The organism is Ruegeria sp. C11, from assembly GCF_056537725.1.
In genome coordinates this window covers 116,586-143,498 of the sequence record NZ_JBQFSB010000012.1, presented here as the reverse complement: position 1 = coordinate 143,498, position 26,913 = coordinate 116,586, and the positions used below count along the sequence as shown (strand labels likewise).

Sequence of the window (26,913 nt, the reverse complement as noted above, 5' to 3'; positions counted from 1 at the left end):
GAAGTTATGAAACTGTTACGCTATGGCCCTACGGGGCAGGAAAGGCCCGGCCTGCTTACGGAGGATGGGAGCCTTCGTGATCTGTCCGGGCATATCGAGGATCTGTCCGGCGACGCTCTAAGCGACGCCGCGTTGGAACGGCTGCGGGCACTTGATCCAGCGAACCTGCCCATGGTCGAAGGTTCCCCCCGCCTTGGCCCGTGTGTAGGGCATGTTGGCAAGTTCATCTGTATTGGCCTGAACTATGCAGACCACGCTGCGGAATCCGGGATGGCACTGCCGGAAGAACCGGTGATCTTTTTCAAGGCAACTTCAGCAATCATCGGACCGGATGACACCGTGGAAATCCCCCGTGGATCGGGCAAAACCGATTGGGAGGTTGAACTGGGTGTCGTGATCGGGAAACAGGCTAAATACGTGTCCGAGGCCGAAGCGCTGGACCATGTGGCAGGGTATTGCGTGATCAATGACCTGTCCGAGCGTGACTTTCAGTTGCATCGCTCGGGTCAATGGGTGAAAGGCAAATCTGCGGATACCTTCGGCCCGATCGGGCCATGGCTGGTGACGCGCGATGAAATCGCCGACCCTCAGAACCTTTCCATGTATCTTGAAGTGAACGGGCACCGCTATCAGGACGGCTCGACCCAAACGATGTATTTTGACGTGGCGACGGTGATTTCCCATCTGTCGCAGTTCATGTCTTTGCAGCCGGGCGACGTGATCTCGACCGGGACGCCACCCGGCGTGGGTATGGGGCAGAACCCGCCGACCTACCTTAAACCGGGCGATGTGATGGAATTGGGCATCGAAGGACTGGGGGTTCAAAAGCAGCAGGTCGTGGCCGGCTGAATGTGATTGCAACCGGGCCGACGAATAGTCGCGCCCGGTTGCCAGCCTTTCAAGGGTGTCAGGCTTTTACTCGCTGCATTTTAGGGTCGTATAGTGGCTCCAGATGGACCTTTGCGGATACGCGTTCCGTTGCGACCTCAAGCTCGTATTCGCCGGACAGAACGTAGTCCGCCGTCACACCGTCCGGATTGCGAACATAGCCGTAGCCAATGGACTGACCAACGGTATAGCCATAACCGCCCGAGGTCAGCCAACCAACGCGTTCACCGTTGCGATAGATGGTCTCGCGACCCAGCAGAACCACATCCGGGTCGACCGTGAAACAAGCCAGCATCTTTTTGACGCCTTCTGCCTTTTGCTGTTCGGCAGCGGCCCGGCCTTTAAAGTCGATATCCTTGCGCAGTTTCACGGCCCAGCCCAGACCGCTTTCGAACGGGGTGTGATCAGCACCGATATCCGACCCCCACGCGCGATAGCCCTTTTCCAGGCGTAGAGATTCAATGGCACGGTATCCGGCATTGACCATCCCATGCGCCTTGCCTGCCTGCATCAAAGCGGCATAGACGGTCTGGGCGTATTCCACCGGCAGATGCAGTTCCCATCCTAACTCGCCCACATAAGTCACACGCAGCGCCTTGACCGGGCAACCGGCGATTCCGATGGTGCGGATAGTGCCGAATTTGAACCCTTCGTTCGAAACGTCGTCGCGGGTGACTTCGGACAGGATATCGCGCGCTTTCGGCCCCATCAGCGACAGAACGGCATTGGAGGATGTGATATCAAACAGCTGGCAGTTCATTCCTTCGGGAATGTTGCGGCTGATCCAGTCGAAATCATGGGTGGCATAGCCGGTGCCGGTGACGATGTAGAACTCGTCATGCGCAACGCGGCCGACAGTCAGGTCACATTCGATGCCCCCTTTGTCGTTCAGCATCTGGGTATAGACCAGCGCCCCCACGGTTTTGTCCACGTCATTGGCGCAAATCCAGTTCATCGCGGCGAGTGCGTCCGGGCCTTTCAGGGCAAACTTGGCGAAAGATGTCTGATCGAACAGCACCGCTGCCTCGCGCGCCGCTTTGTGTTCGCGCCCAACGGCTGCAAACCAGTTCTGGCGGCCAAAGCTGTATTCGTCCTTTGCGGTCTCGCCCAGCGATGCGTCCGCGTACCAGTTCGGGCGTTCCCAGCCCAGCTTTTCACCAAAGCATGCGCCCTGATCTTTGAGCGTGTCGTACAGCGGCGATTTCCGGCAGGGACGGCCTGAGTCATGTTCTTCGTGCGGCCAGGCCATGGTGTAGTGTTTGCCATAGGCTTCGACCGTGCGGGTGCGGACCCAGTCAGTGTCGAAATGCGGGCGGCCAAAGCGGCGGATGTCGGCAGACCAGAGGTCAAAGGGCGGCTCGCCTTTGGCTGCCCATTCCGCCAATACCATGCCTGCGCCGCCGCCCGACGCGATGCCGAATGCGTTGAAACCCGCGCCGACGAAAAAGTTCTTCAGCTCGGGCGCTTCGCCCACGATGAAATTGCCGTCAGGGGTAAAGCTCTCGGGGCCATTGGTAAGCGTTTTGATCCCGGCGGTTTCCAGTGCGGGAACGCGGCCCAGCGACAGTTCCATGATCTGCTCGAAGTGGTCGAAATTGCTATCGAGCAGCGTGTAGTGGAAGCCTTTGGGTATACCATTTACAGCCCAGGGGATCGGGTTGGGTTCGTACCCGCCCATGACCAGCCCGCCGACCTCTTCCTTGTAATAGGTCAGCCGGTCGGGGTCGCGCAGCGTCGGCAGGTCGCCCGGAACACCAAAGGGCTCGGTGACCATGTATTGATGCTCCATCGGCACCAGCGGAACGTTCACCCCGAACTTGGCGGCGAAATCGCGGGTCCATTGCCCGGCGCAGACAATCACCTTTTCACATTCGATACGTCCATGTTCGGTGATAACGGCGCGGATTTTGCCGTTTTCGATCTCAAGATCGGTGACCTTGGTATCTTCGAAAATCTTCGCACCCGCCATGCGCGCGCCTTTGGCCAGCGCCTGTGTGATGTCGGAAGGGTTGGCCTGACCGTCTGTCGGCAGGAAGGCTGCGCCAATCACATCACCGATATCCATCAGAGGCCACAGGTCCTGCGCTTCTTTCGGTGTCAGAAGTTGCATGTCCAGGCCAAAGGAATGCGCCGTTGTGGCCTGTCGTTTGACCTCGGTCCAGCGTTCCTCGTTACAGGCCAGCCGCAACCCGCCATTCATTTTCCAGCCTGTGCCAAGGCCGGTCTCTTCTTCCAGCTTCTTGTACAGGTCTACCGAGTAGCCCAGCAACTGGGTGATGTTGGCGTTCGACCGCAATTGCCCGACCAGCCCCGCCGCGTGAAACGTGGTGCCCGAGGTCAGTTTTTTGCGTTCCAGCAGAACCGTGTCGGTCCAGCCCATTTTGGCCAGATGATAGGCCGTCGAACAGCCGATGATGCCGCCACCGATGATGACCGCCTTTGCAGAGGAGGGAAGTTCCGTCATGTCTGTCCTCAGGTGTTTTTGAATTCAGTCAGGGCCGCGCGGAATCGCGCGAGGTTCTCGGCCGTATAGGCCGCGTAGTCGAAATCGATGTCCGAAGTGAGCTCGGAAACCATACTCCACATGGTTTCGCGCAGCAGTGAGGCGCATTTCATTGCGCTATAGCGATGGTGCAGATCATCCGTGACTGGCGCCCTGAAATAGGTTTCCAGCATCCAGTTTTCCTGATCCGGCGAGAGGCCATTGTTCGACGCCAGCCCGCCCAGATCGAACAGCGGCGAGTTGAACCCGGCATAGTCGAAATCGATCAGCCACAACCGGTCACCATCGTCCAGCAAGTTGCCGCACAGCAGATCGTTATGACCAAACACCATGTCATATGGTCCGGCCTCGGCCTCCAACATGTTTCCTGTTTGCACCAGTTCAGGGATCAAGGCCGAGTGGCCGCTGCCACGTTCCGTAAGTGTGGCGGCATAGTCGCGAATGACGTGGAAGACCCAGAACACAAGCGATGGGCCGCGCAGATGGTTGGGCACCTCTTGGTGGCATCGTTTGACCAGATCCAGCACACGCGGCAGCATTTGCGGGTCGCGTACGTCCTCTTCGCTCAGCGTGCGGCTCTCGATGAACTCCAGGATCGTCAGGTCGCCCGAGGCATGTACAACCGCGGGTGATAGTCCGGCGGCATGGGCGGCTTTGTTGGCCGCCAACTCGTTGAAACGCATGACCTGATGCAGAGGGATATCGTCGCCCACGCGCACTACATACGTGCCACGTGCATCGGTCACCTTGTAGTTCACGTTGGTGATGCCGCCGGTCAGGGGCTGGGCCTCGATCTCGCCCTGCCAAATCGGCAAGTCGCGGATGCGGGTCATCAGATCGGATTGGCTCATCTCAACTCTCCAGTCCAAAACGGATGCGGGCCTGACGCGCCCCGGCATTAACCAGCCGGTCGGCGATGATGGCGATAAAGGCGATGGCAAGACCGGCAACAAGACCGCGGCCCGTGTCGGCCTTGGTCAGGGCGATATAGACCTCCTGACCCAGATCGCGGGTGCCGACGAGCGCGGTGATGACCAACATCGACAGCGCCAGCATGATGGTCTGATTGATGCCCAGCAGAATTTCGGGCAAGGCCATCGGCAGCCGGATATGACGCAGCAGTTGTGTGCGGGTACAGCCCGAGACCAATCCCGCCTCAATCAGCTCCTCGCTGACCGAACGCACACCGTGGGCGGCATAACGTACTGCCGGGGCCAGCGCATATAGCACGATGGCAATCAGCGCGGTGAAATCGCCGACCCGGAACAGCATCACCACAGGGATCAGATAAACAAAGCTGGGCAGGGTTTGTAGGGTGTCGATCAGCAAGTTGATGATGGTCCCGGCGCGTTTGTTCAGCGCCGCCAGTACACCCAGAGGAACCCCGATCAGCGTCGCGAGGATCACCGATGCGCCACATAGATAGACCGTGACCATCGCCTTGGACCACAGACCCGATACAAGGATCAGCGAGGCCATGCCGCTGCACAGCAGCGCCAGCCGCCATCCGCCCGCGTACCAGCCCAGCAGGGTCAGCATGGCGATGGCCCATGGCCATGGGATACCAAGTAGTACCTTCTTGATGGGCACCATGAACCAGTTGAGGAAGAAGACCTTGATCGCCTCGAACACGTCGAAATAGTTGACGTTCAGGTATTCGACCGTGTTGTCCCAGAAGGCGCCGGTGGTGATGGTCTGGCTTTCGGGATATTCCAACAGCAGGGGTGAAAACTGTCCCAGCACCCATGTCAGTACCAGCAGTATCAGCACCAGAACTGTGCGCCGATGACGGGCGACCCACGAGCCGGGAATCTCGTGATGGACCTGCCCCATACGCTCGGCAAAGGCCTGACTCAGCCGGTCCACGGCGATGGCAAGAACCACGATGGCGATGCCGGCCTCGAAACCCGCACCGATATCCAGACGGCGAAGGGCGGCCAGCACGTCGAAACCCAACCCTCCAGCGCCGATCATCGAAGCGATGATGACCATGTTCAGCGTCAGCATGATCACCTGATTGACGCCTACCATCAGGCTGTGGCTGGCTGACGGCACTAGAACTCGCCACATAAGCTGTCTGGGCGTTGTTCCCGCCATACGTCCGAAATCCAGAATTTCGGGATCGACGGCTTTCAGCGCCAGTGTCGTGATGCGTACCATTGGCGGTGTGGCGTAGATGATCGTGGCAACCAGCGCCGAGATCGGGCCGAAACCGAACATGAACAGGATCGGTACCAGATAGGCAAAGATCGGGATCGTTTGCATCAGGTCAAGAATGGGTGAGATCACTCTTTCGAAAACCGGATGCCGGTAAGCCAGAATACCCAGCAGCAACCCTCCGCCCGCGCCAATCGGTACTGCGATCAAGACCGAGGCCAGCGTGACCATGGCGCTGTCCCATTGGCCAAATATGGCCAGATATAGGAAACACGCCCCGACAAGCGCGGCCAAACCCCAGTCACGGCAATACTGGCCCAGAGCGATCACGGCGGTTGTCACCACGATCCAGCTGATTGCCGGCAGGATGACTTGCGCATCGCTGCCCTGACCCCTGACAAACCCGTCGGCCAGAAGTGCAAGCGTCAGATTGTAGGGCTGTTCGATCAGCCACGCGATTGAGCGGGTGATGTCGGTAAAGGACACGGGCCCGATGGCGGCATCTTCGATAAGCCATGTCATGGCGGAAGAGATGTAGCTTTTGAAAGGAATGACCCAAGCCGATGGGAATTTGGTCAGCCACCGCGCGTCCAGCGCTTTGGCCAGATCGCGCCCGAAATAGCCTAGCACGATGGTAAAGACCACCAGGGCCAGAATGACCATTTGATTTCGGGTCAGGCGGATCATGCGGCGTCCCCGCTGCCGAACAGTACATGCGCGACGGCCTTGCGATCGATAGAGCCGATGATCTGTCCGGCCTCATCCGAAACCGGCAGGGGCGCGTCCGCTGCGATGATCCGCTCGGCCACGTCGGACACGCGCGTGTTCTGCGGAATGGGGTCGCCTTCACCTGCTGCACCTGCGGTCATCATGCCGCCGACGGTCAGTACCTTTGAGCGCGGGATGTGGCGCGTGAATTCGGCCACGTAATCCGTGGCAGGATTCATCACCAGTTCTTCGGGCGTTGCGATCTGGATCACCTCGCCGTCCTTCATGATGGCTATCCGGTCCGCCAGTCGCACGGCTTCGTCAAAGTCGTGAGTGATGAATACGATGGTTTTGTGCAGCCGTTCCTGCAGGCGCAGAAATTCATCCTGCATCTCGCGCCGGATCAGAGGATCAAGCGCCGAAAACGGCTCATCCAGAAACCACAGGTCCGGTTCGGTCACCAACGACCGGGCAATACCCACGCGCTGTTGCTGCCCGCCGGACAGTTCGCGGGGATAATAGTCTTCGCGACCCTTGAGGCCCACCAACTCGACAACCTCACGCGCCTTGGCGTCGGCTTCGGCATTGGGGATCGCCTGAATGGTCAGGGGGAACATGACATTTTGCAGGACGGTAAGGTGCGGCAGGAGGGCAAAGTGCTGGAACACCATTCCCATCTTGTGTCGGCGGATTTCGATAAGTTCGGAGTCGCTTGCGCGCAGCAGGTCAACGCCATCAAACAGCACCTCGCCGCCTGTGGGCTCGATCAGTCGCGACAAGCATCGCACCAAGGTGGATTTGCCTGAACCCGACAACCCCATGATGACAAATATCTCACCTTCGGCAATGTCGATATTGGCATTGCGCACCGCGCCGATGACACCAGCATCGCGAATGTCCTGACCCGAAGGGTTCGGGGTTTGTTTTAGAAGGGACTCGGCGTTCGGGCCGTAGAGTTTCCACACATTACGGCAGGACAGTTTTGTCTTGGCAGTCATCTTCGCATCCGGTCAGGAGGAAAGAAAAATGGCCGGAACGAGAGAGGGGAGAGAGGAAGCCCGCCCCGGCCTATTGCGGATTACTTGGAGATCCAGCCGGACCAGCGGTCCTTGTTGGTTTCCATCCAATCCGCGACAACAGTGTCGATTTCGACGCCTTCTAGATCGGCCTTGCCGACCATAGCGCTCATTTCATCGTTGCTGATGTTATAGGCCTCGATGATGTCATAAGCGCCGGGCCATTTTTCTTGCAACCCGGACCAGGCCGCTTTCCAGATCGGGCCGCGCGGCTTGCCGCAGTCATAAGCCAGATCCGGGTTCACACCGACCGACGGGTCGGCATAGCACTCGGCGGAATAGGGTGGAAACTCCACGAATTCACCGTCGTATTTTGCAGGTGCCCAGTGCGGGACATAGACCCACAGCATGATCGGGTCCTGCCGCTGATAGGCGGATTCCAGTTCTGCAAAGAGCGCCGCATCGGTGCCCGCATGGACAACCTCGAATTCCAGTTCCAGCGCCTCGACGCGTTCCTCGTCAAAGCCGCCCCAGGTTACCGGCCCGCCGACATACCGGCCCAGAGGGTCGGTTTCGGCTGTGGCAAATTCCTCGGCGCAGTCTTTCAGGGCTTCCCAGTTCGGCAGACCGGGGCAGCGCTCTTTCATATAGGACGGGTACCACCATTCCTCGATCGCCATCAGGCCGGTTTCGCCAACATTGACCACGTTGCCTGAGGCGGTCGCCTCATCCAGCGCCTCGCGCCCGGTGGTTTCCCAGATTTCCATCGCCAGATGCAGGTCGCCGGTTTTCAGGCCAGCGAACTGCGCGATGTAGTCTGCCTGCACGTATTCGACGTTGTACCCAGCCTCTTGCAGGATGCTGCCCATGATCTTGGTATTGATCAGCTGGCCGGACCAGTCATGCAGTGTCAGCTTGATAGGATCAGAGGATTCGGCGGCCCACGAAGCCGAGGCAGTTACCGCCGCGGCCAGGGCGAATGCGCCTAAGGTCTTGATATTCCGGGTCATGTTTAGCTCCCTGTTATGTGGTATTTTGTGCGAGTTCTCTCGTCATTTTGAGGTATGTTGTACTAAACGAACGGTTTCGTCAATTAAAACCACATAAAGCCACATTAAATCGCGATACTGCCAACATAAAGCAGCAAGAAATAACATATTTTCGGTCTTAATGTTGCTTTTTGTGGCTTATTGGGCTACCCCCAATTGTGGGAGGCCTCATGGCAAAAGCACGAAAAACCACAAATCAGCGCGAAGAAGAAATCCTCCGCGAGCTGCAAAGAGCGGGCGGATCGTGCCGGGTGAGTTTTCTGGCCCAAAGGCTGGACGTTTCCAACGAAACCATAAGGCGCAACATCCGCACGCTTGAGGATGCCAATGTCGTGCGCAAGGTTCACGGTGGTGTGCACCTGATCGAAAGTGCCATTGAGCCAACCTTTCAAAGCCGCATGGGAACCCATGCCGAGGAAAAGGCAAATATCGCCGCCGCCGTTGTGGAAATGATCAGCGATGGCGATTCAGTCTTTCTGGATATCGGGTCGACAACCGCCTTTGTGGCTATGGAGCTGAAAAAGCGCAGTAATCTGTTTGTCGTCACCAATTCGGCGTTTGTGGCCAACACACTGGCGACACGCAACGGCAACCGTGTGTTTCTGGCAGGCGGCGAGCTGCGTGCGCATGACGGCGGCGCCTTCGGTGCCGAGGCACTGGATCTGGTAGGCCGGTTGAACGTGCAATTTGCTGTCTTTTCGGTCGGTGCAGTAAATGCAGAATTGGGGTTCATGCTGCATGACCTCGAAGAGGCAAATCTGGCGCGCATAGCGGCTGCCAACGCGCAGGTTCGGATCGTGGTTGCGGACCGTGACAAGTTCAATAAACGCGCGCCGGTGTCGATCGGCCGGGATGTTCAGTTCGATGTCTTTTGTACAGACGAGAAACCCCCGCAGGCGATCACTGACATGCTGAAGGCGATGGATATAGATCTGATTGTCGTGGACTAGTTGCAACGAAAAGGCGATCTTTTCCCTTCTTCCGCGCCAGATTGGATTTGCGAATTACATTTGGCCGGGATATTTCGGCTCGCATAAAGGCGATATCCACCGAGTTCAGAAGGCAAGCTCTGTTGAAATATAACTGAACGGCATCTTTCGAGGGTCTTTCGGGCAGGAGTCGGCAGGGAATAAGGGCCTTTCCCCTTTGTCTCACAAAGCAAAAAGGTGCTGGTGCTTGACGATATCGCTGTCGAAAAAGCCATCTATCGCGCAGTAGGCGCCTGACGAAAGGACCCGGACCCGTGCATATCGAACCCTTTGGCGTCGAAATCTGGATGAACGAATGGGAAACCCGCTGCGATTGGAATCTGGCAGAGACATGTGTTGAAAGTCTGACCATCGAAGAGTTGCTGAAGCTGACGGGCAAGAACGAAACCGACCTGTCCCAGCTGCTAGCGATGAAGATGACCTATGGCGCCATCGAAGGTTCTGACCGTTTGCGCCGCGCGATAGCCGCACTTTACGAGCGGCAGGAGGTCGAAAATACCATCGTCACTCATGGCACTATCGGCGCCAACATGCTGATTCACAAAACATTGGTCAGTACCGGGGATCGTGTGGTGGCGGTAGTGCCTACCTATCAGCAGCACTATTCGATCCCGGCCAGTATTGGCGCTGATGTTCACCAGTTGAAATTGCGGGAGGAAAACGGATTCCTGCCCGATCTGGATGAATTGCGCGAAATGGTCACGCCGGAAACCCGTTTGATCGCAATCAACAACCCGAACAATCCAACCGGTGCCCTGATGGATCGCGGCATGCTGGAGGAGATCGCCGCCATTGCCCGTCAGGCCGATGCATGGATTCTGTGTGACGAGGTCTATCGTGGCACAGATCAAGAGGGGGCGGGCATGACTGCCTCGATCGCCGATATCTATGAAAAGGGGATCAGTACGGCGGGGATGTCAAAGGCCTATTCTCTGGCAGGCTTGCGGCTTGGCTGGATCGCCGCGCCGACAGAGGTGATCGAAGCGGTCACGATTCACCGAGACTACGATACGATCTCGGTCGGGATGATCGACGATCATTTCGCCGCGCTGGCGCTTGAGAACCAGGACCGTGTGCTGGCCCGCAGTCAGTCAATCACGCGGGGCAATCTGTCGATCCTGCAGGAGTGGGTGCAGCAGCAGCCGAGCATGTCTTGGGTTAAACCCCGCTCGGGGACGACGGCCTTGCTGAAATTCGATCTTCCGATGACCTCGCGTGAGTTTTGCGTGTCTTTGCTGAAAGAAACCGGTGTGATGTTCACGCCCGGCTCGGTCCTGGGCATGGAGGGCTATGTCCGCATCGGCTATGCCAACAATCCGGAAATTCTGAGGCAAGGGCTTGCCCGCGTGTCGGACTATCTGGCGGCCCGGAAGTGACCAGTTGAGTGGTTGCACCTACCGCGAAAGCTGACGCCGTTTGGCGGCCCTGACTTCGCGCGCCTGTTGCTCTTGCCCAACACGAAACGAGGATTCGACAAAATCCATGTGGCTGCGTGCGGCGGCCTCGGCGCGTTCGGGGTGGCCATCCAGAATGGCCTGCGCGATGTCCTTGTGCTGCTGCAAAAGCGTTTCGCCGGACCCGTCCATCGTGCGCAGGAACCTTCGATTGTAAAAGACACCCTGCCGGGTCAGGTCATAGATTGAGGCCATCATGTGGATGAGGGTTGTGTTCTGGCTTGCGTCGACCACAGCGGCGTGAAGGCGAAAATCGGCCTCCTGACTGGCGTCTATGTCGTCTTCTTCCCATGCCTTTTGCATATCTTCGACAATTTCGGCAATGCGTTCCTTATCGGATTGAGTTGCCCGCTCAGCCGCAAGGCGGCTGGCAAAGGCCTCCTGCTCGCGACGGTATTCCAGATAGTCATAAAATGCGCCGCCGTGACGGGCGTATAGCGACAGCAGGGCAGGGGACATTGCTCGCCCGGTCAGTGGCGCAATAAAGGTCCCTTCGCCGTGGCGCACGTTGACCAGCCCACGCTGTTCCAGCACTTGCAGCGCTTCACGCAGCTTGGGACGGGATACGCCCATCGCTTCGGCGAGCTCCCGTTCGGACGGTAATTTGCGCCCTTCTTTCAGGATTCCATCGACGATCATTGTCTCGATCTGATCCACCACGGCATCGGCAACCGATTCGTGGCCGACCCTCTCAAAGGGGCTGTTTTCGCTTATTTCGTCCATGTCGCGCCAAATTCGCAAAATTGATGGTTGTTTAAAAAATTTACCACTGCTGAGCTCTAATGCAAGAAGAATTACCCAGAAATACGGATCGCCATATCTCAAATAAAATAAGGGAAATAAAAGAAAAACAACCCTGAATTGATTTTACTATGAGATTTTTTCGACTGCCAGAATAGAGTTGGCATTTTTGGCTATTTTATAAGAGGTAAACAAAATTATTGACTGAATATAGTGGTCAATAATATTTACCACACATGCCGCCAATGCGGTGTGACCAGCGGCTGCGCACGCGGCTGACCTGCACTCTGGAGGAGATACCATGAAGAATACCCTGACCTCGCTTGCTGTCGCAGCCTCGCTGCTGACTGCACCCGCCGCGTATGCTGCCGACAAGATGCTGCTGAAAACGCCGATTGCGTTTTCGACCGCTCTGCCGGGCCTTGGAACACCGATTCCACGTGTGGCCGAACAGCTGGACCTGATGTCTGGCGGCACCCTGAAAATGAAAGTGTATGAGCCGGGCAAGCTGGTTCCGCCGTTCGAAATTCTGGATGCCGTGTCCTCGGGCAAAATCAATTCGGGTTACACCACTGCTGGCTACTGGGCAGGAAAAATCCCTGCCGCACCGTTGTTTTCGGCAGTTCCCTTTGGTCCCGAAGCGGGCGAATACATGGCATGGCTCTACTACGGAAACGGTCTGAGCCTGTATCAGGAGATGTATGATCAGGCCGGTTTCAACGTGCACGTCATCCCCTGCGCCATCATCGCGCCTGAAACATCGGGCTGGTTCGCAAATGAAATCAACAGCCCCGAAGACCTGAATGGCCTGAAGATGCGTTTCTTCGGTCTGGGCGGTCAGGTCATGCAGAAACTGGGTGTTGCGACCTCGTTGCTGCCGGGTGGTGAGATTTTCCCGGCACTGGAAAAGGGCGCGATTGACGCGACCGAATTCTCGATGCCTGCCATCGACGCGCGTCTGGGTTTCCACAAGCTGGTCAAGTACAACTACTTCCCCGGCTGGCACCAGCAGGCCACCGTGTTTGAGCTGATGATCAACAAGGATGTCTGGAATGACGCCAGCGATCAGCACAAGGCAATCATTGAAAACGCCTGTAAGGCCTCGATGGCCGACAGCTTTGCCGAAGGCGAGGCAATCCAGCACGCTGCCCTGATCGATAACGTTGAAAACAACGGTGTTCAGATCAAGCAGTGGAATGACGACATGCTGGCCACTTTCCGCACCACATGGGAAGAGGTTGCTGCCGAACAAGCCGCCAACGACGAATTCTTCAACAAGGTTCTGACCGACATGAACGAATTCCGCGATGGCTATGCCGTGTGGAAAGAGAACGCGTTCCTCCCCCGCAAGTGATCTGATCACCTGCGCCTCCCCGGAGGCGGCCTGATCCGCCGCCTCCGACCTCTGATTTTCTTGATTTTCCAAACCGACCCCGGGCGCATTTCCGTCCCCGTTGCCTGCACCTTGAGGAGGAGACCATGGCCGAGATTAAGCGCACTCAGGATGACCCGATTGAAGTCTATGAAAGCATCCTTGAACACGGTGAACCCGACCGTCAGGGGCTGGCGGTGGCCATCGACAACGGGGTCAAAGCCATCGGGCATGTGGTCATGTGGGCCAACCTGTTGCTGGTCGGCGCCATCGTTTCACAGGTGGCGCTGCGCTATCTGCTGAACCAGAACTATCCCAAGCTGGACGAGATCCAATGGCACTTCTACGGGCTGGTGACAATGATCGGCATTTCCTATGCGCTGGTCACCGACAGTCATGTGCGGGTTGACTTGCTGCACATGCAGCTCAGCCAGCGGGCGCGCCGGATTATCGAGATCATCGGAATATTTGCCCTGCTGGTGCCTTTCATCTGGCTGATGATCGATCAGGGGTATGACTATTTCTACGAAAGCTGGCGGGTGAACGAGTCCTCTGACAGCCCCACCGGCCTGCCTGCCCGCTGGGCGCTGAAGGCGGTGATCCCGATCAGCTTTGTCCTGCTCGCACTGGCGGCGGCGGCGCGTCTGATCCATGACGTTCATGCCCTGCTGGTCAACCTAGAAGAAGAGAGGCAGGGCAAGGGCCTGCGATTGATCGTTTGGGCATTGCTGGGTTTCACCGTTGTCGCGGTTGCGCTGACCTTCCTTGTGGAATCGACCGAGGAAAAGCTGGTCATCGCCATGTTCCTGACCTTCATCGCGCTGCTTTTTACCGGCTTTCCGGTTGCGTGGACGCTGGCCGGTGTGGGGGTGGCCTATTGCGGTCTGGCCTACCTGTTTGACAACGGCATGATGAACTGGACCGGGCTTGAGGAAACGCTGACCGGTCTTGATTATCTGACGCTGGGTGCAGTGGTGAACCGTGTCTATGCCACCATGTCCAACGCGGTCCTTGTGGCCTTGCCGATGTTCATCTTCATGGGCCTGATGCTGGACGAATCCGGCGTGGCCGAGCGGCTGATGTCCTCGATGCAGCGCTTGTTTGGTACAGTGCGGGGCGGGCTGGCGATTACCGTCACCATGATCGGTATCATTTTGGCCGCTTCGACCGGGATCATCGGTGCCTCGGTTGTTCTGCTGGGCGTGCTGTCGCTGCCGTCGATGATGGAACAGAAATACAACCCCTCTCTGGCCGCTGGTGTGGTGTCAGCCTCGGGCACGCTGGGCATTTTGATCCCGCCTTCGATCATGCTGGTGATCATGGCCGATCAGATGGCCCTGTCGGTGGGTGACCTGTTCATGGCGGCGGTCTTTCCCGGTGTCATCATCGGCATGCTGTACCTGACCTATATCTTTGTGATCGCCCTGATCAAACGCGACGTGGCCCCGGTGCCCGAGGGGGCAACGCGCCCTGATTGGTCTGCGGTCAAGGATGTGCTGATCGCAGTACTGCCGACCCTTGGTCTGATCCTTGCCGTGCTGGGGTCGATCTTTGCCGGTCTGACCACGCCGACCGAAGCCTCGGGCGTAGGTGCACTTGGGGCGACTCTGCTGGCGCTGGGGTATCGCAAGCTGACGCTGGCCAAGCTGGTGAATGTGTTGAAGGCGACGTTCAACACCACCGCATATATCTTTGCTATATTCCTTGGCGCGACGGTTTTTTCGTATGTCCTGCGTGAGCTGGGCGGCGACGCGCTGATCGAGGATATGATTCAGGGTACTGGCCTTGGCCCCACCGGCACCATCTGCATGATCCTGTTCATCGTATTCCTTCTGGGCTTTGTGCTGGACTGGATCGAGATCACGCTAATCGTTCTGCCGCTGATGCGCCCGATTGTTAACGGGCTGGGACTGGACATCGAAGGTTTCGGCGTCATCGATGAACCGGCGCTGGTGTGGTTCGTGATCCTTGTGGCTGTGACATTGCAGACATCGTTCCTGACGCCGCCGGTTGGGTTTGCTCTGTTCTATCTGAAGGGCGTCTGCCCGCCCGAAATCAAGCTTACCGACATCTACAAAGGTATCATTCCTTTTGTTATCCTGCAGTTGATCGGCCTGTTCTTTGTCTTCCTCTGGCCGCAACTAGCAACATGGCTGCCTTCGGTGGCGTATTGAGGAGGGTCGGCGGATGACCGATGCCGAACTGATCAAACGGTTTCAGGCCATCTGCGGGCGGCGGCATGTAATGACCGGCGCCCGGCGCACCCGCCGTTTTCGCAAGGGCTTCCGTTCGGGCGAGGGTGAGGCGCTGGCAGTGGTGCAGCCCGGCACGCTGCTGGAGCAATGGCAAGTGTTGAAAGCCTGTGTTGAGGCCGACAAGATCGTCATCATGCAGGCGGCCAATACCGGCCTTACCGAAGGCTCGACGCCGAAGGGGCGTTATGACCGCGATGTGGTGCTGATCAACACCCGGCGCATGGACCGGTTGCAACTGATCAATGATGGTACGCAGGTCATCAGCTTTCCGGGATCGACGCTGTTCGCGCTGGAAAAGCAGCTGGACCCCATTGGGCGGCAGCCGCATTCGGTAATCGGATCGTCCTGTATCGGCGCGTCTGTCGTGGGTGGTGTATGCAACAACTCGGGCGGGTCGCTGGTTGAACGCGGGCCGTCCTATACTGAATTGTCCCTTTATGCCCGGATCACACAAGACGGCCGGTTGGAGCTTGTCAATCATCTTGGCATCCAACTGGGTGACACGCCCGAAGACGTCCTGACCCGTTTGGAAAAGAGCGACTTCACCGCCGATGATATCGAAGCCGACAATCGTAAGGCGTCTGATACGGATTACGCCCGAAGGGTGCGAAATGTGGATGCGGATACTCCGGCAAGGTTCAACGCCGACAAGTCGCGACTGTACGAGGCGTCGGGCTGCGCCGGAAAGCTGGCCGTCTTTGCGGTGCGGCTGGACACCTATCCCAAGAATAGCAGGGAACGCACATTTTATGTCGGCGCACAGGACACCGCCGCCCTGACCGAGTTGCGCCGCCGCATCCTGTCGGATTTTCAGACGCTGCCCGTCAGTGCCGAATACATGCATGAAGAGGTGTTCGATATCTCGGACCGTTACGGCAAGGATACGATGGTGATGATCGACAAGCTGGGCACCGACCGGCTGCCGACTTTCTTTGCGATCAAGGGCGCGGTTGATGCGCGGCTTGAGGGCGTGCCGGGTCTGTCCAACTTTACCGACCGCTTCATGCAGTTCGCCATGCGGTTCTGGCCTGACATCCTGCCGCGCCGGATGCGCGAGTTTCGCATCCGGTTTCCTCACCATCTGATCCTGAAAATGCGGGACGAGGGGATTGAAGAGGCGCACGCGCTGTTAAAGGACATGACTGGCCAAAACCGACTGGATTTCTTCGAGTGCGATCCGCGCGAGGCCAAGATGGCCGGTCTGCACAGATTTGCCGCCGCCGGGGCGGCGATACGCTACATGAAAGTGCATGCAAGCGAAGTCGAAGACATCATCGCGCTGGATATCGCATTGCGGCGCAACGACGTGGACTGGTTCGAGGAACTGCCTGCGGAGATCACGGATCAACTGGTGAGCAAGCTCTACTATGGCCACTTCATGTGCCACGTGCTGCATCAGGACTATGTGGTTAAAAAGGGTGTAGACCCTGCCACATTGAAGGCGGCGATGCTTGAGATTTTGGACCGACGCGGTGCGGAATACCCGGCCGAGCATAACGTGGGTCATCTGTACCCGGCCAAGCCGGACCTTGCCGCGTTTTACAAGTCGATTGATCCGACCAACAGCATGAACCCCGGCATCGGCAAGATGTCCCGAGCCAAGCATTACGATTGACCGGCCAATCCTTCGTTGTCGCTGGTAATTAGAATCCGGAGCAGTGGTGAACTGTTATTGGCGGCTGATTCGGATCAAATGCGTTGATTTCGCAGGTCTCATGCGGGAAAAGATGGTGACGCCATGAGAATGTGGAACTGAACATGTCCATTGATGCCAGGATCGCGGATGATCTGATTGCCAATCAGATAGAGTTTGTAACCACCGTTCCGTGTAAGCAACTGGCCGGTGTCATCCATGAAGTCGACAGGAGACCCGAAATTCTCCATGTCCCTTCCAACAAGGAAGACGAGGGCATGGGTCTGTGCGCCGGGGCATGGATGGGTGGCAAACGCCCGGCGATCATCATGCAGAACACAGCCATCGGTGTGACGATCAACACGCTGGCAACGCTGATACAGTACTACAGGATGCCGCTGCCCATGCTGATCTCGTATCGTGGTGAATTGCGCGAACCGGTGGCATGCCAGGTCGAGATGGCAGTCCACACCAAAGCATTGCTGGCGCAGCTCAACATCCCGACATACCACTTCCATCATCAGGCAGATGTCGAAGAGCTGGATGCGATCCTGAAATACACCTTCATGTGCAACAAGCCGGTCGCCATCCTGACCGACGCCAGTTTCTGGGGAGGTTATGGCGACCAATGATACGTTCAGAAGTTTTAGAAAACATCGCCCCGATCCTTCGCGATCAACTGGTTGTCTGCAACATCGGTATTCCCAGTCAGGAACTGCACGCGATCGACGATCAGCCCACCAATTTCTACATGCTGGGTACCATGGGGCTGGCTTCAAGCATTGGTCTGGGACTGGCGCTGGCGCAACCGAAGCCGGTAATTGTGATCGACGGGGATGGCTCGGTTCTGACCAACCTTGGCACCCTTCCAACCATCGCCAACAATGTGACCGACAACTACATCCTGCTGATCGTGGATAACGGCTCTTACGGTTCGACCGGTGATCAGCCGACCTACGCGGGAAAAAAGACCTCTCTGGCGGCCGTGGCCAGTGCCTGCGGGTGCGAAAACGTAATTGAGTGTCGGGCCGAGGATACCGGGACCGCGCTGCAAAAGGCGCTGGACAGTGGCAAGATGACGATCATCGTCAGTAAGTGCGAAAGCGGCAACGCCAAAATGCCGGTGATTACCATGGACCCAGTGGTGATCCGTGACCGGTTCATGAAGGCGGTTCAGGCCTGAACCCGGATAGCCGGGCAAGCACTGCCATAATTTGCAACCAGCCCCGGCAATCTGGCCGGGGCTGTTTTTTTGTTTTAAACTGCTCAACCGCCGTTGGAGTTTGCCAGTGCGGGCTGGGCAAAGTCATTGGCGGGTGGCGTCAGGTCCTGTGCGCCGGTGCCGGGCATCAGCTCAAAGCCCAGATCGAACTGATCCAGGGTTGAGGCCAGTTGGGCCACCACATCTGTATTGCCTTCGGACTGTGCGGTGCCATCGGCCAGCAGGTCTGTCAGCTTGCTCTCGCCGGTCATGACCTTCTCCAGATCGGCCCGGTTCAGGCTGATGGACAGATCGGCGTTTTCGGCCACCTGATCGACGATGTGGGTTAGGGTGGCATTGCTCATCTCGACCACGATGTTCTCATCCCGGTCGGGGATCGCAAGGTTGATGGTGAACTCCATCCCTGCCGCCTTGGCGCTGTTGACGCGGATGCCGATGAAATCCAGCCACATGGTGGTCTGCATCGCCTTGATCGTGTCTGGGCCGGTTGTTTCGATGGTCGCCCCCTGCGGGATGCCGTTGCGCAGCTCATAAGCCGCACCGAGGAACGAGTTGCGGACCGAGGGGCTTTCCTTTTGATAACCGATCTGTTCGAACGCATCAGCCAGCAGGTCTTTTGCCGTCTGGTTCTGCGGCTCGGCATAGACCAGCTTGTTCAAAATTTCGGTGGCCTCTAGATATTTGCCGTTGTCGATAAGTTCCTGCCCCTTGTTCAGGATCGGTTCGGCACCGCCCATCATTTCGACGAACAGGGGCGCGCTGTTTTCGGGGGACAGAGGCGTCAACGTGGTCGGGTTTGCATCCCAGTAGCCGAGGTAACGGTTGATCACCGCGCGGCTGTTATGCTCGACCGAGCCGTGATAGCTGCGTGCCGCCCATTGCTGTTGAAGGCTTTCAGGGACCTCATAGACATTGTGCACCTGATTGATGGTGACGCCCTGGTTGGCCAGGTTCAGTACCCCGTTGTTCAGGTTGGCATAGGTGTCGCGCTGTGCCCGCATCACTTCCTGAATACGATCATTGCCAAAGCGCGGCCAAGAGTGTGAGGCGAACATCAGTTCCGCATCTTGTCCGAACTCATAAAGCGCGTCATTGATGTGTTTCGACCAGCTCAGTGCATCGCGCACCAGCGCGCCCCGCAGGGTATAGATGTTGTGGATGGTACCGGTGATGTTTTCCGCCGCCCAGAACGCCTTGAGGTCGGGGAAATAGGTGTTCATTTCCGCCGGTGCCTCGGTCCCGGGTGTGTTCTGGAAGATCATGCGCACACCGTCGACGGTGATCTCTTCGTAATCATCCGAGACATAACGCGTTGGCTCGATCAGGCCGGTGGTGCCGGCTGAAATGTTCTTGCCGATCGACTGGTCCACGTGCCCATAGGGGTTGCGCGGCAGCAGCACGCCATATTGGAAGAACAGGCGGCGGTTCATCACGTTGCCCGCATAGACGTTTTCGGAAACCGCATGTTCCATAAAGCCCGCAGGCGCGATGACCTCGACCCCGTTGGCCACGTCTTCGTCAGTGATGACACCGCGGACTCCGCCATAGTGGTCCGCATGCGAGTGCGAATAGATCACCGCCTTGACAGGCAGTTCACCGACGGTATCGGTCAGCAGCTTTAGTGCTGCCGCGGCAGTTTCCTTGGAAGCCAGCGGGTCAAAAATGATCCAGCCGGTATCGCCGCGTATGAATGAAATGTTGGACAGGTCAAAACCGCGGACCTGATAGATTTTGCCCTCGAGAATTTCATACAGGCCATAGTTCATGTTGAGGATCGCCTGGCGTTGCAGCGACGGGTGGATCGAGTCGAAGGTCTGGCCCTCCTGCAGCAGGAACTCATAGCTGCCGATATCCCAGGCGACAGTCCCGTCCTCGGTTTTGATCTGCGTGTAGTCTGGAACGGCGATCAGCCCTTTGCGGCTTTCTTCGAAATCGCGCTGATCCTCGAACGGCAGTACATCGCGCATCTGCTGCTGGAATTCAGCGGTAAAGCTGGATGGCGGCTTGCCTTTCGGATCAAAATGTTCTTGTGCGGTCACGAGGCCCGCGCTGAGTGTCAGCAACGCGGTGGTCAGAACCAGTGTATATCGGCGTGCCATTTTCAAACGGCTCCTGTTGATGGTGAATTCAATTGGGCTAACGCGGTAAAGGATGCCAAATGTACCGGACCACGAGGCCAGATCCGGTTGATTGACGGTATTGGTTTTGGTTTGGAAAACCTGCCTTTCTCCTTGGCGCGTTGTCGCCCGCCGACATGGCGGGCAGTTCGCCCGTCCTAGCCATACAAACGCGTGGGTGAAGTTCGAACATGTTGCTACCTGTCCTCCAACCAATGTATGACCGTGAAAACGCTGATGTTTTTGACTATTGTCACAAGTCTGTTCAGATCGGAGATCATTAGGTTGACCATTTCGGAACGCGACATCCGGGAGCAGTTGCAACGTCTTCTGGACCATCCCGATTTTGCCGCTACCCCTCAGCGGCGGGCGTTTCTGACCTATGTGGTCGAAGAACATCTGGCTGGCCGCGCCGAACAGATCAAAGGCGTGTCAATCGCCATGTCCGTATTTGGCCGGGATGCCAGTTTCGATCAACAGATCGACCCCATTGTTCGGCTTGAAGCGCGGCGGTTGCGGCAGGACATCGACAGTTACTATGCCGGTCCCGGACGGGACGATCCGATACGCTTGTCTATCCCCAAAGGTGGATATGCGCCCCGTTTCGATGCGGTGATCGCGCGCCCACGGACCTCTGACGTAGAAGGCGTTAAACGCGCACCAAACACTCCGATGCAACGTCTGGTGCTTGCGGTCATGGCGATCTGTATCGTGTTGGCCGGCGGCATCGTCTGGGCCCGGATTGCAGGGTTTGGCCAGCCCGAGCCCTCATCTGCGCATGACCTCGACCTGCCCAGCGGGCCGATTGTTGCGGTGCTGCCGTTTGAGTCCCTCGGAGCTGCGCCCGAGGTTTTTGCCAATGGGGTCACACAGCAACTGACCACAGAACTAGTGCGTTTTCGCGATCTGTGGGTTCTGCCACTTGGCAGCGTCGAGCGGTTTCGCAACGGTCAGACCGATCCTCAGGAATTGAGAACCGAGTTCAACGCAGATTTTGCGCTGGAAGGCAGCGTTCTGGAAGCGGGCGATGCGCTGCATCTGTCGGCTCGCCTGATTGATCTGAAGGCCGGGCGGTACATCTGGGTCCGCAGTTACGTCACTGGCCGGTCACCCGGCGAAATTTATGACGTGCAGGACAGGGTAGTCCGTGACGTGACGGGCCAGCTTGCCGGGAAATACGGTCTGCTGACCCAAGGCGCGATGCAGACGGCTACCCGCACACCGCCCCATGACCGGGATGCTTATGACTGCGTTCTGGATTACTACAGCTATCAGATCACCATCGATCTGGATCGCCACGATGATGTCAAAACTTGCATTCTGAAAGCGGTCGAACAAAACCCGGACTATGCCGAGGCCTGGGCGGTTTTGTCGAACCTCTATCTTCAACAGATCCGGTTCAATCTCGCCGGTGATCCTGACCGGGTTCTGGGTGCCGCCAAAGCAGCGGCACAGCGCGCGGTTCAGGCCGATCCCAATTTGGCCACCGCCCATCTTATGCTGGCGAACATGCGGTTTGTTCTTGGTGAATTCGACGGCTTTCGTCAGGCCGGACAACGGGCCATGGAATTGAACCCCAATGATGCAACAATACTTGCCCATTACGGTATGCGGCTTGCTTTTAGCGGAAACTGGGACGAAGGCCTTGCCATCGTGGATCGCGCCATCGCCCTGAATCCGGTGCATCCGCACTGGTACCACTTTCCACGCGTCTTCTATTTGTTCGATCAGTCCGAGTATATGCAGGCTCTGACGGTGCTGGACCGGATACAAATGCCGAGTTTCTTTTGGACCCACCTGTGGCGTGCGGCACTACACGCCGAGCTTGGGAACCGGGAACAGGCGCAGGATGCATTAGAGGACCTGTTGGACCTGCAACCGGATTTTGCAACCAAAGCCCCTGAAACTCTGTCGATCTGGCAGTTGGACGACACGTTCCGGGAAAAGTTGATGCGCAGCCTGCAAAAGGCCGGGCTGGAACATCAGTTCTGACAGCCGGGCAGGTTGGGTCGGGGTCAGCACCCCAGTTCCTGCAAAACACGGGTGTCCGGCTCGGATCCGGACGGATCGGCCATTACATTGCCCAAACGACCGTTTTCCCCGCATTCGATGATCTTGGTGCTCCCGTCAATCATCTCCGGTTGATCAGTATATGCCACAAGGCCACTGCCCAGAACTGTATAAAGGCCATCTGGCTGCGGGGTGGAGTAATATCCCTGAACCTGAACCACTCCGACCCTTTCGCCGAATAAATGGGTTTCCAGACGTGTTGCATTGATTCCGTTCGGTGTCGGCTGTCCAAAGACGCGCACCAGATCACCCGGTTGCAGATGACTGGGCCTGATCCCGGTGATCACGGTATCTCCAACCACGTCATTGCCGTTGTGATCCGGGCCCAGATAGGTTCCGCTCAGCCGCGCCTCGGGCTGCGGCCCGGGCAACCGCTCGATCATTGATGCGTTTACCTTTTTCCCTTGCCACAACCCGCTGATTGCGACCCAATCCCCGACCTTAAATTCCGGCAAAAGATCGTTTAACTCGACCTCGGTGCCCATCACGGTTACCCCGGCTTCGGTGGCTGCGCTTACCTCCCCGACAAGAGGATATACCTGCCGAATGTTTCGCGCATACCAATCATCACCCTGCCGCTCGGCCACAATCGCGACAGTATGGCCGGGGCGCAGTTCGCTTGCGTTCATTGCCGGAATGGCCCCGTCGACGGGCATGTCGTCTGTGATCTCCAGATGCAACCCGTTCACGACGATACTACCCAGACCGGTGATTGTGCCGACAATACCGGTTCCGATGATCCCGCCTTCGCGGTCTTCGTTGTCCCGGGCTGTGACGGGTGCGATCCCTGCAGTCATCGCCAGGATTGCAGCCAAAATGCGCAGAAACACAATCATGTCTCCTTACCTTTGTCCGGTGAGGGCAGAACATAGGCGCCCATTGCAAAGCGGCCCCTGTGATCGCCATCCTGATCGCGGTCCTGCAACTTGTGTGCCAGTGCGTTGATGTCCTGCAACAATGCTTGCGCCCGCTGGCTTGAGGTTTCACGCAATTCCTCGATCGAAGCGGGCGAAAGGTGCGAGTATCGAACGGCCCGGTCGAAGTTTCTGAGTGTGTCCTGATCCGCAAGAAGGTTTTGGGTGGCGGCTGTCAGATGTGCCGACAAAGTGGCCTGATAGGCCGCCACCTGTTCGGCACTACCGCCCGACGGCAGAAAGGCGTGGGTCAGCAACCGGAAAGCGCCGTCTGGTTGCAGCTGTACAATATCTTGATCCACAAGGGTCTGCAAAACGGTTCCCGGGGCCATGTCGACACGTGCATGGCGCACAAGCTCGTCAAAACCCGGGCTGTCCTCTTCACCCTTGCGGTGCAAATCACGTGGTGAACCGGAATTATCCTGAAACTCAGGCGACGTTGCCCAATAGCTGATGACCAGTGCCGCTGCGTTGCAACTGCGCCTTTCGGCAACATCACTTTCCGGATCGCGCAGCCTTTTGACATCCTTGCGGTGTATGCCGGTTAAAAGGCTGGCTTTGCTGTCGCTGAGCGGTTCTGCCGAGGTTTCGAGTGCGGCTGTCAACAACGCCTTCTTCATTGCCTCGGTTGCCGTACCGATGGTTACACCATGCGCGACCATGGCCTGCGCCAGCGGGGCCAGCAGCGAGGCCAGGGCGGAATCGAATGGGTTATCAGGGCCGTTTGACATCGTGTTACTCGTTATGGGCTTTCAGGCGATAACATTTACTATTTGACTGCACATTCAACGGTTTCGTTACCGATGTGTGATTGAACGTGAAGTGTAATGGGAAAATTTCCCATTATCAATATGGCGTGACCCACTAGAAAGTGAGACCGCCATGCAAGATATAGTCATCAATCATTTGAAGGAATTCCGGCCACTTACACCGTCAACGGCTGATTGTGCGCCTGATAACAACGCCTTGTCGCGCCTCAGCTCGCAGGATCGTGTGCAGTTCCGCAGGTTTGGCTGGGGGCCCAAGGTCAAACCTCGGCACGCAACGATCGCTGACGCTGTGCGTCACCAGTTGGGCAGGCAGCCAGATGCGGACGCTGTTGAGTGCGGTGGCTATAAGATGAGCTATCGCGCGCTGGATGAAGCATCCAACCGGTTGGCCGGTGTGCTGCGTGCCCATGGGGTCAAACGTGGTGATGCGGTTTGCCTCTATTTGCGCCGCTCAGTCGAAATGGTGGTCGGCATAGTCGCCGCAATGAAGCTTGGCGCTGCCTATGTGCCGCAACACGTTGGCGTAGCGCCGTCCGAAACGCTGCGCCACATCGCCGATGTCACCGGGGCGAAGGTGCTGCTGAGCCTCAGCGAACTGGTCGATCAGGTGCCCGTGGCAGCGTATCAGACGCTTATCACAATTGACACGGTGATGTTTGACCCCATGCTGGATGCGCCGGTGCCTGTGGGCGACGAATATCGCGCCATGCCGGATGATCTGGCGATGATCCTGTTTACCTCGGGCACAACAGGTGTCCCGAACGGAGTGCAGGTCACACACGCCAATCTGGCCAACATACTGTTGACCGCACCCGGCGATCTGGGGATGCGCCCGGGGCTGAAAGTCGGCCAGATACTCTCGATCGCATTCGACATGGCGGCATGGGAGACGCTTGGGGCGCTGTCCAACGGTGCGACGCTTGTCATTCGTGGCAAGTCCATTCAGGAAACGGCGGAAAAGGTCGATGTACTGATTGCCACACCGTCGATCCTGAATTCGCTGAATCACTCCCGGTGCAGGCAAATTAAAGTGGCCGCTGTGGCGGGTGAGCCCTGTCCGCGCCCACTGGCCGATGCCTGGTCATCGTTTTGCATCTTTTACAACTCCTGCGGGCCAACGGAAACGACCATCATCAATACGGCCGAGCCGCATTTTCCCGACAAACCGGTCCTGTCAATTGGGCGTCCGACACCGAACAATACCGTCTATATTCTGGACGAGGACCTGCGCCCCCTGCCGATGGGTCACAAGGGTGAGATGTGGGCAGGCGGTGACTGTGTGACCGCGGGATATCTGGCAAATCCCGATCTGACCTCAGACCGTTATCGCCCCGATCCGTTCCGGCCCGGCCACATGATGTTCCGCACCCGCGATCTGGGCCGCTGGACGGAAGATGGAGAGTTGGAGCATTTCGGGCGCGTGGACGATCTGGTCAAGATACGTGGCTTTCGCGTCGAACTGGATGGCGTCACCAATGCGCTGGAGGCCTCGCCGTGCTGTCAACAGGCCGTGACACTGAAATATGACGACCGCAATCTGGTCAGCTTTATCTCACCGGCCACGGCCTGCCCGAAACAGGCCGCGCAGTCGGTGGCCGACCGCCTGCCTTATTACTGCACTCCGGCGTTGGTGCTTCCGATGGAGAGCCTGCCGCGCACGCCGCGCGGCAAACTGGATAAGCGACTGCTGCTGAAACTGGCGCAGGACCATATGACAGCCACCGATACGGAGCTGACCAGATGACGACCCAAGCGACAAATCTGGAATCCCGCGCCCTGAACTGGCGGCGGATCACCCGACATCCCGCACTGATGGAATACCGCCGTCTGGCTTTTCTCGTGGCAGTTCTAAATCTGAGTGTGTTCGCGCTGGGGCTGCGCGACGGGCGTTGGTTCTTTGGTAACGAGTACGCACTGAGTCCCATTGCGGACATGGCGTTGATCAACCTGAGCGTCGGAATTCTGATCCGGCAGCAAAGGGTGATCAACGCCTTGTTCTGGCTGGCAACCCGCGTGCCGGTATCCTGGCCATTATGGATACGCTGGGGGGCCGGAAAGGTGTTTCATTTCGGCGGCCTTCATTCGGGTGGAACGGTCGCAGGCACGATCTGGTTCGGATTTCTTCTTTACGCGATGATCCGGAACCGGTTGAGCGGGGGTGTGGTCCCTTCGGATCTGACGCTGGGATTGAGTACAGCCATGGTGGTGCTGATGACCGTGATGGTCATCTCGGCCCTTGGTCCGATCCGCGCCCGGTTTCACAACGCGTTCGAGAAAATTCACCGCTTTGTTGGGTGGACGGTTCTTGGCCTGTTCTGGGGGCAAACCGTGTCGATCACACGGGATATGGAGGGTGATCTGCTGCACAGCCCCGCCTTCTGGATGCTGTGCCTGATCACGCTGTCGATCCTGTCGCCATGGTTAACCCTGAAGAGGGTCAAGGTTGATATCGCCAAGCCTTCCAACCATGCCGTTCTGGCGCGGTTCGACTATGGCGATACACCGTTTCCCGGAAGTTCCAATGCGATCAGTCATACCCCCTTTGGCGAGTATCATTCGTTCGCCAACATCCCTGCACCGAATGAGGCCGGATACAGGCTGGCGATCAGCCGGGCAGGGGACTGGACCGGGCGGTTCATCGATAACCCGCCGGACAAGGTCTGGGTCAAGGGCATTACCACATCCGGCGTGGCACGGATTGAGGTGTTGTTCAAAAAGGTTGTCTATGTCGGCACAGGTTCCGGCATTGGACCGATCCTGCCGCATCTGTTGGCGGGTGAGGTGCCCAACCGCCTGATCTGGTCCACGCGCAGCCCGCGCAAGACCTATGGGGATGCGCTGGTTGACGAGATCGAGGCGCATACCGAAAGTCCGCTGATCTGGGACACCGACACGCAGGGCAAACCAAACCTGTCGGCGCTGGCCTTGCAGGCGGTGCGGGACAGCGGGGCCGAGGCGGTCATTGTGATCTCGAACCAAAAGCTGACCCGCAAGGTCGTGCATGACATGGAAAGCTTGGGCATCCCGGCCTATGGCGCAATCTGGGACAGTTGAA

General features: G+C 57.7%; 20 protein-coding genes. 11 read left to right on the top strand and 9 right to left on the bottom strand.

The genetic code is table 11. The annotated features are described in order from the left end of the window. Window positions 1–6 precede the first annotated feature (6 nt). A complete protein-coding gene (locus tag ACR0NA_RS19150) occupies window positions 7–849 on the top strand; it encodes a fumarylacetoacetate hydrolase family protein (protein WP_480731736.1) in 843 nt (280 codons plus the stop codon). A gap of 58 nt (window positions 850–907) precedes the next feature. Here ACR0NA_RS19150 and ACR0NA_RS19145 read toward each other — a convergent pair whose 3' ends face one another. The 5 genes from ACR0NA_RS19145 to ACR0NA_RS19125 all read right to left on the bottom strand — a co-directional run bounded on the left by ACR0NA_RS19145 (window position 908) and on the right by ACR0NA_RS19125 (window position 8,282). Beyond that, window positions 908–3,352: a GcvT family protein gene (locus tag ACR0NA_RS19145; RefSeq protein ID WP_480731734.1), complete on the bottom strand. Its 2,445-nt coding sequence runs from the start codon at window positions 3,350–3,352 to the stop codon at window positions 908–910. Window positions 3,353–3,360: 8 nt separating this feature from the next. Continuing rightward, a complete protein-coding gene (locus ACR0NA_RS19140; protein WP_480731732.1) occupies window positions 3,361–4,242 on the bottom strand; it encodes a phosphotransferase in 882 nt (293 codons plus the stop codon). A 1-nt stretch (window position 4,243) separates the two neighbouring features. Beyond that, window positions 4,244–6,235 (bottom strand): ABC transporter permease, encoded by a 1,992-nt coding sequence (locus tag ACR0NA_RS19135; RefSeq protein ID WP_480731730.1) that lies wholly within the window; start codon window positions 6,233–6,235, stop codon window positions 4,244–4,246. Next, entirely contained in the window at window positions 6,232–7,254 is a 1,023-nt protein-coding gene (locus ACR0NA_RS19130) for a quaternary amine ABC transporter ATP-binding protein (protein ID WP_480731728.1), read from the bottom strand. The genes ACR0NA_RS19135 and ACR0NA_RS19130 overlap by 4 nt, the downstream gene beginning before the upstream one ends. Before the next feature lie 80 nt (window positions 7,255–7,334). Beyond that, window positions 7,335–8,282 carry an ABC transporter substrate-binding protein gene (locus tag ACR0NA_RS19125; protein ID WP_480731726.1) on the bottom strand — a complete coding sequence of 316 codons (948 nt, stop codon included), beginning with the start codon at window positions 8,280–8,282 and terminating at the stop codon, window positions 7,335–7,337. A gap of 209 nt (window positions 8,283–8,491) precedes the next feature. On the opposite strand from ACR0NA_RS19125, the gene ACR0NA_RS19120 reads away from it, so the two are divergent. Together ACR0NA_RS19120 and ACR0NA_RS19115 are read left to right on the top strand one after the other, a co-directional pair. Then, on the top strand, window positions 8,492–9,271 hold the full coding sequence (locus ACR0NA_RS19120) for a DeoR/GlpR family DNA-binding transcription regulator (RefSeq protein WP_480731724.1): 780 nt from the start codon (window positions 8,492–8,494) through the stop codon (window positions 9,269–9,271). A 293-nt stretch (window positions 9,272–9,564) separates the two neighbouring features. Further along, window positions 9,565–10,686: an aminotransferase gene (locus tag ACR0NA_RS19115; RefSeq protein WP_480731722.1), complete on the top strand. Its 1,122-nt coding sequence runs from the start codon at window positions 9,565–9,567 to the stop codon at window positions 10,684–10,686. A gap of 18 nt (window positions 10,687–10,704) precedes the next feature. Here the strand turns inward: ACR0NA_RS19115 and ACR0NA_RS19110 are convergent, their stop codons facing one another. Beyond that, a complete protein-coding gene (locus tag ACR0NA_RS19110) occupies window positions 10,705–11,487 on the bottom strand; it encodes a FadR/GntR family transcriptional regulator (protein ID WP_480731720.1) in 783 nt (260 codons plus the stop codon). Window positions 11,488–11,806: 319 nt separating this feature from the next. Here ACR0NA_RS19110 and ACR0NA_RS19105 point away from each other — a divergent pair, with 319 nt between their 5' ends. The 5 genes from ACR0NA_RS19105 to comE all read left to right on the top strand — a co-directional run bounded on the left by ACR0NA_RS19105 (window position 11,807) and on the right by comE (window position 17,948). Next, window positions 11,807–12,859, top strand: a complete 1,053-nt coding sequence (locus tag ACR0NA_RS19105; RefSeq protein WP_170652678.1) for a TRAP transporter substrate-binding protein — start codon at window positions 11,807–11,809, stop codon at window positions 12,857–12,859. Between the two features lie 125 nt (window positions 12,860–12,984). After that, entirely contained in the window at window positions 12,985–15,051 is a 2,067-nt protein-coding gene (locus tag ACR0NA_RS19100) for a TRAP transporter large permease subunit (RefSeq protein ID WP_480731718.1), read from the top strand. A 13-nt stretch (window positions 15,052–15,064) separates the two neighbouring features. Next, complete coding sequence (gene dld / locus ACR0NA_RS19095) at window positions 15,065–16,747, top strand: D-lactate dehydrogenase (RefSeq protein WP_480731716.1); 1,683 nt, start codon at window positions 15,065–15,067, stop codon at window positions 16,745–16,747. Window positions 16,748–16,890: 143 nt separating this feature from the next. Then, window positions 16,891–17,397, top strand: a complete 507-nt coding sequence (locus ACR0NA_RS19090; RefSeq protein WP_480731714.1) for a sulfopyruvate decarboxylase subunit alpha — start codon at window positions 16,891–16,893, stop codon at window positions 17,395–17,397. Next, window positions 17,394–17,948: a sulfopyruvate decarboxylase subunit beta gene (comE, locus tag ACR0NA_RS19085; RefSeq protein ID WP_480731712.1), complete on the top strand. Its 555-nt coding sequence runs from the start codon at window positions 17,394–17,396 to the stop codon at window positions 17,946–17,948. Before ACR0NA_RS19090 ends, comE begins: the two co-directional genes overlap by 4 nt. Window positions 17,949–18,031: 83 nt before the next feature. Here the strand turns inward: comE and ACR0NA_RS19080 are convergent, their stop codons facing one another. Continuing rightward, a complete protein-coding gene (locus ACR0NA_RS19080) occupies window positions 18,032–20,086 on the bottom strand; it encodes an alkyl/aryl-sulfatase (RefSeq protein ID WP_480731710.1) in 2,055 nt (684 codons plus the stop codon). Between the two features lie 303 nt (window positions 20,087–20,389). Between ACR0NA_RS19080 and ACR0NA_RS19075 the strand changes: the two genes are divergently transcribed. Next, on the top strand, window positions 20,390–22,096 hold the full coding sequence (locus ACR0NA_RS19075) for a tetratricopeptide repeat protein (RefSeq protein ID WP_480731708.1): 1,707 nt from the start codon (window positions 20,390–20,392) through the stop codon (window positions 22,094–22,096). A 23-nt stretch (window positions 22,097–22,119) separates the two neighbouring features. Here ACR0NA_RS19075 and ACR0NA_RS19070 read toward each other — a convergent pair whose 3' ends face one another. Together ACR0NA_RS19070 and ACR0NA_RS19065 are read right to left on the bottom strand one after the other, a co-directional pair. Continuing rightward, on the bottom strand, window positions 22,120–23,010 hold the full coding sequence (locus ACR0NA_RS19070; protein WP_480731706.1) for a DUF5666 domain-containing protein: 891 nt from the start codon (window positions 23,008–23,010) through the stop codon (window positions 22,120–22,122). Further along, the gene (locus tag ACR0NA_RS19065; RefSeq protein WP_480731703.1) at window positions 23,007–23,819 is read right to left on the bottom strand and encodes a DUF6502 family protein; all 813 of its coding nucleotides are present in this window, start codon (window positions 23,817–23,819) and stop codon (window positions 23,007–23,009) included. Before ACR0NA_RS19065 ends, ACR0NA_RS19070 begins: the two co-directional genes overlap by 4 nt. Window positions 23,820–23,970: 151 nt before the next feature. Here ACR0NA_RS19065 and ACR0NA_RS19060 point away from each other — a divergent pair, with 151 nt between their 5' ends. Beyond that, window positions 23,971–25,602: an AMP-binding protein gene (locus ACR0NA_RS19060; RefSeq protein WP_480731701.1), complete on the top strand. Its 1,632-nt coding sequence runs from the start codon at window positions 23,971–23,973 to the stop codon at window positions 25,600–25,602. Further along, window positions 25,599–26,912 carry a hypothetical protein gene (locus ACR0NA_RS19055; protein WP_480731699.1) on the top strand — a complete coding sequence of 438 codons (1,314 nt, stop codon included), beginning with the start codon at window positions 25,599–25,601 and terminating at the stop codon, window positions 26,910–26,912. The genes ACR0NA_RS19060 and ACR0NA_RS19055 overlap by 4 nt, the downstream gene beginning before the upstream one ends. Window position 26,913: the final 1 nt, after the last annotated feature.

What these genes read in the sequence shown, in the direction of transcription:
- ACR0NA_RS19120 (WP_480731724.1), top strand. Translation starts at nt 8,492, where the DNA reads ATGGCAAAAGCACGAAAAACCACAAATCAGCGCGAAGAAGAAATCCTC.
- dld (WP_480731716.1), top strand. Translation starts at nt 15,065, where the DNA reads ATGACCGATGCCGAACTGATCAAACGGTTTCAGGCCATCTGCGGGCGG.
- ACR0NA_RS19145 (WP_480731734.1), bottom strand. Translation starts at nt 3,352, where the DNA reads ATGACGGAACTTCCCTCCTCTGCAAAGGCGGTCATCATCGGTGGCGGC.
- ACR0NA_RS19065 (WP_480731703.1), bottom strand. Translation starts at nt 23,819, where the DNA reads ATGTCAAACGGCCCTGATAACCCATTCGATTCCGCCCTGGCCTCGCTG.
- ACR0NA_RS19130 (WP_480731728.1), bottom strand. Translation starts at nt 7,254, where the DNA reads ATGACTGCCAAGACAAAACTGTCCTGCCGTAATGTGTGGAAACTCTAC.
- ACR0NA_RS19100 (WP_480731718.1), top strand. Translation starts at nt 12,985, where the DNA reads ATGGCCGAGATTAAGCGCACTCAGGATGACCCGATTGAAGTCTATGAA.
- comE (WP_480731712.1), top strand. Translation starts at nt 17,394, where the DNA reads ATGATACGTTCAGAAGTTTTAGAAAACATCGCCCCGATCCTTCGCGAT.
- ACR0NA_RS19125 (WP_480731726.1), bottom strand. Translation starts at nt 8,282, where the DNA reads ATGACCCGGAATATCAAGACCTTAGGCGCATTCGCCCTGGCCGCGGCG.
- ACR0NA_RS19090 (WP_480731714.1), top strand. Translation starts at nt 16,891, where the DNA reads ATGTCCATTGATGCCAGGATCGCGGATGATCTGATTGCCAATCAGATA.
- ACR0NA_RS19055 (WP_480731699.1), top strand. Translation starts at nt 25,599, where the DNA reads ATGACGACCCAAGCGACAAATCTGGAATCCCGCGCCCTGAACTGGCGG.
- ACR0NA_RS19140 (WP_480731732.1), bottom strand. Translation starts at nt 4,242, where the DNA reads ATGAGCCAATCCGATCTGATGACCCGCATCCGCGACTTGCCGATTTGG.
- ACR0NA_RS19110 (WP_480731720.1), bottom strand. Translation starts at nt 11,487, where the DNA reads ATGGACGAAATAAGCGAAAACAGCCCCTTTGAGAGGGTCGGCCACGAA.
- ACR0NA_RS19105 (WP_170652678.1), top strand. Translation starts at nt 11,807, where the DNA reads ATGAAGAATACCCTGACCTCGCTTGCTGTCGCAGCCTCGCTGCTGACT.
- ACR0NA_RS19135 (WP_480731730.1), bottom strand. Translation starts at nt 6,235, where the DNA reads ATGATCCGCCTGACCCGAAATCAAATGGTCATTCTGGCCCTGGTGGTC.
- ACR0NA_RS19150 (WP_480731736.1), top strand. Translation starts at nt 7, where the DNA reads ATGAAACTGTTACGCTATGGCCCTACGGGGCAGGAAAGGCCCGGCCTG.
- ACR0NA_RS19060 (WP_480731701.1), top strand. Translation starts at nt 23,971, where the DNA reads ATGCAAGATATAGTCATCAATCATTTGAAGGAATTCCGGCCACTTACA.
- ACR0NA_RS19080 (WP_480731710.1), bottom strand. Translation starts at nt 20,086, where the DNA reads ATGGCACGCCGATATACACTGGTTCTGACCACCGCGTTGCTGACACTC.
- ACR0NA_RS19070 (WP_480731706.1), bottom strand. Translation starts at nt 23,010, where the DNA reads ATGATTGTGTTTCTGCGCATTTTGGCTGCAATCCTGGCGATGACTGCA.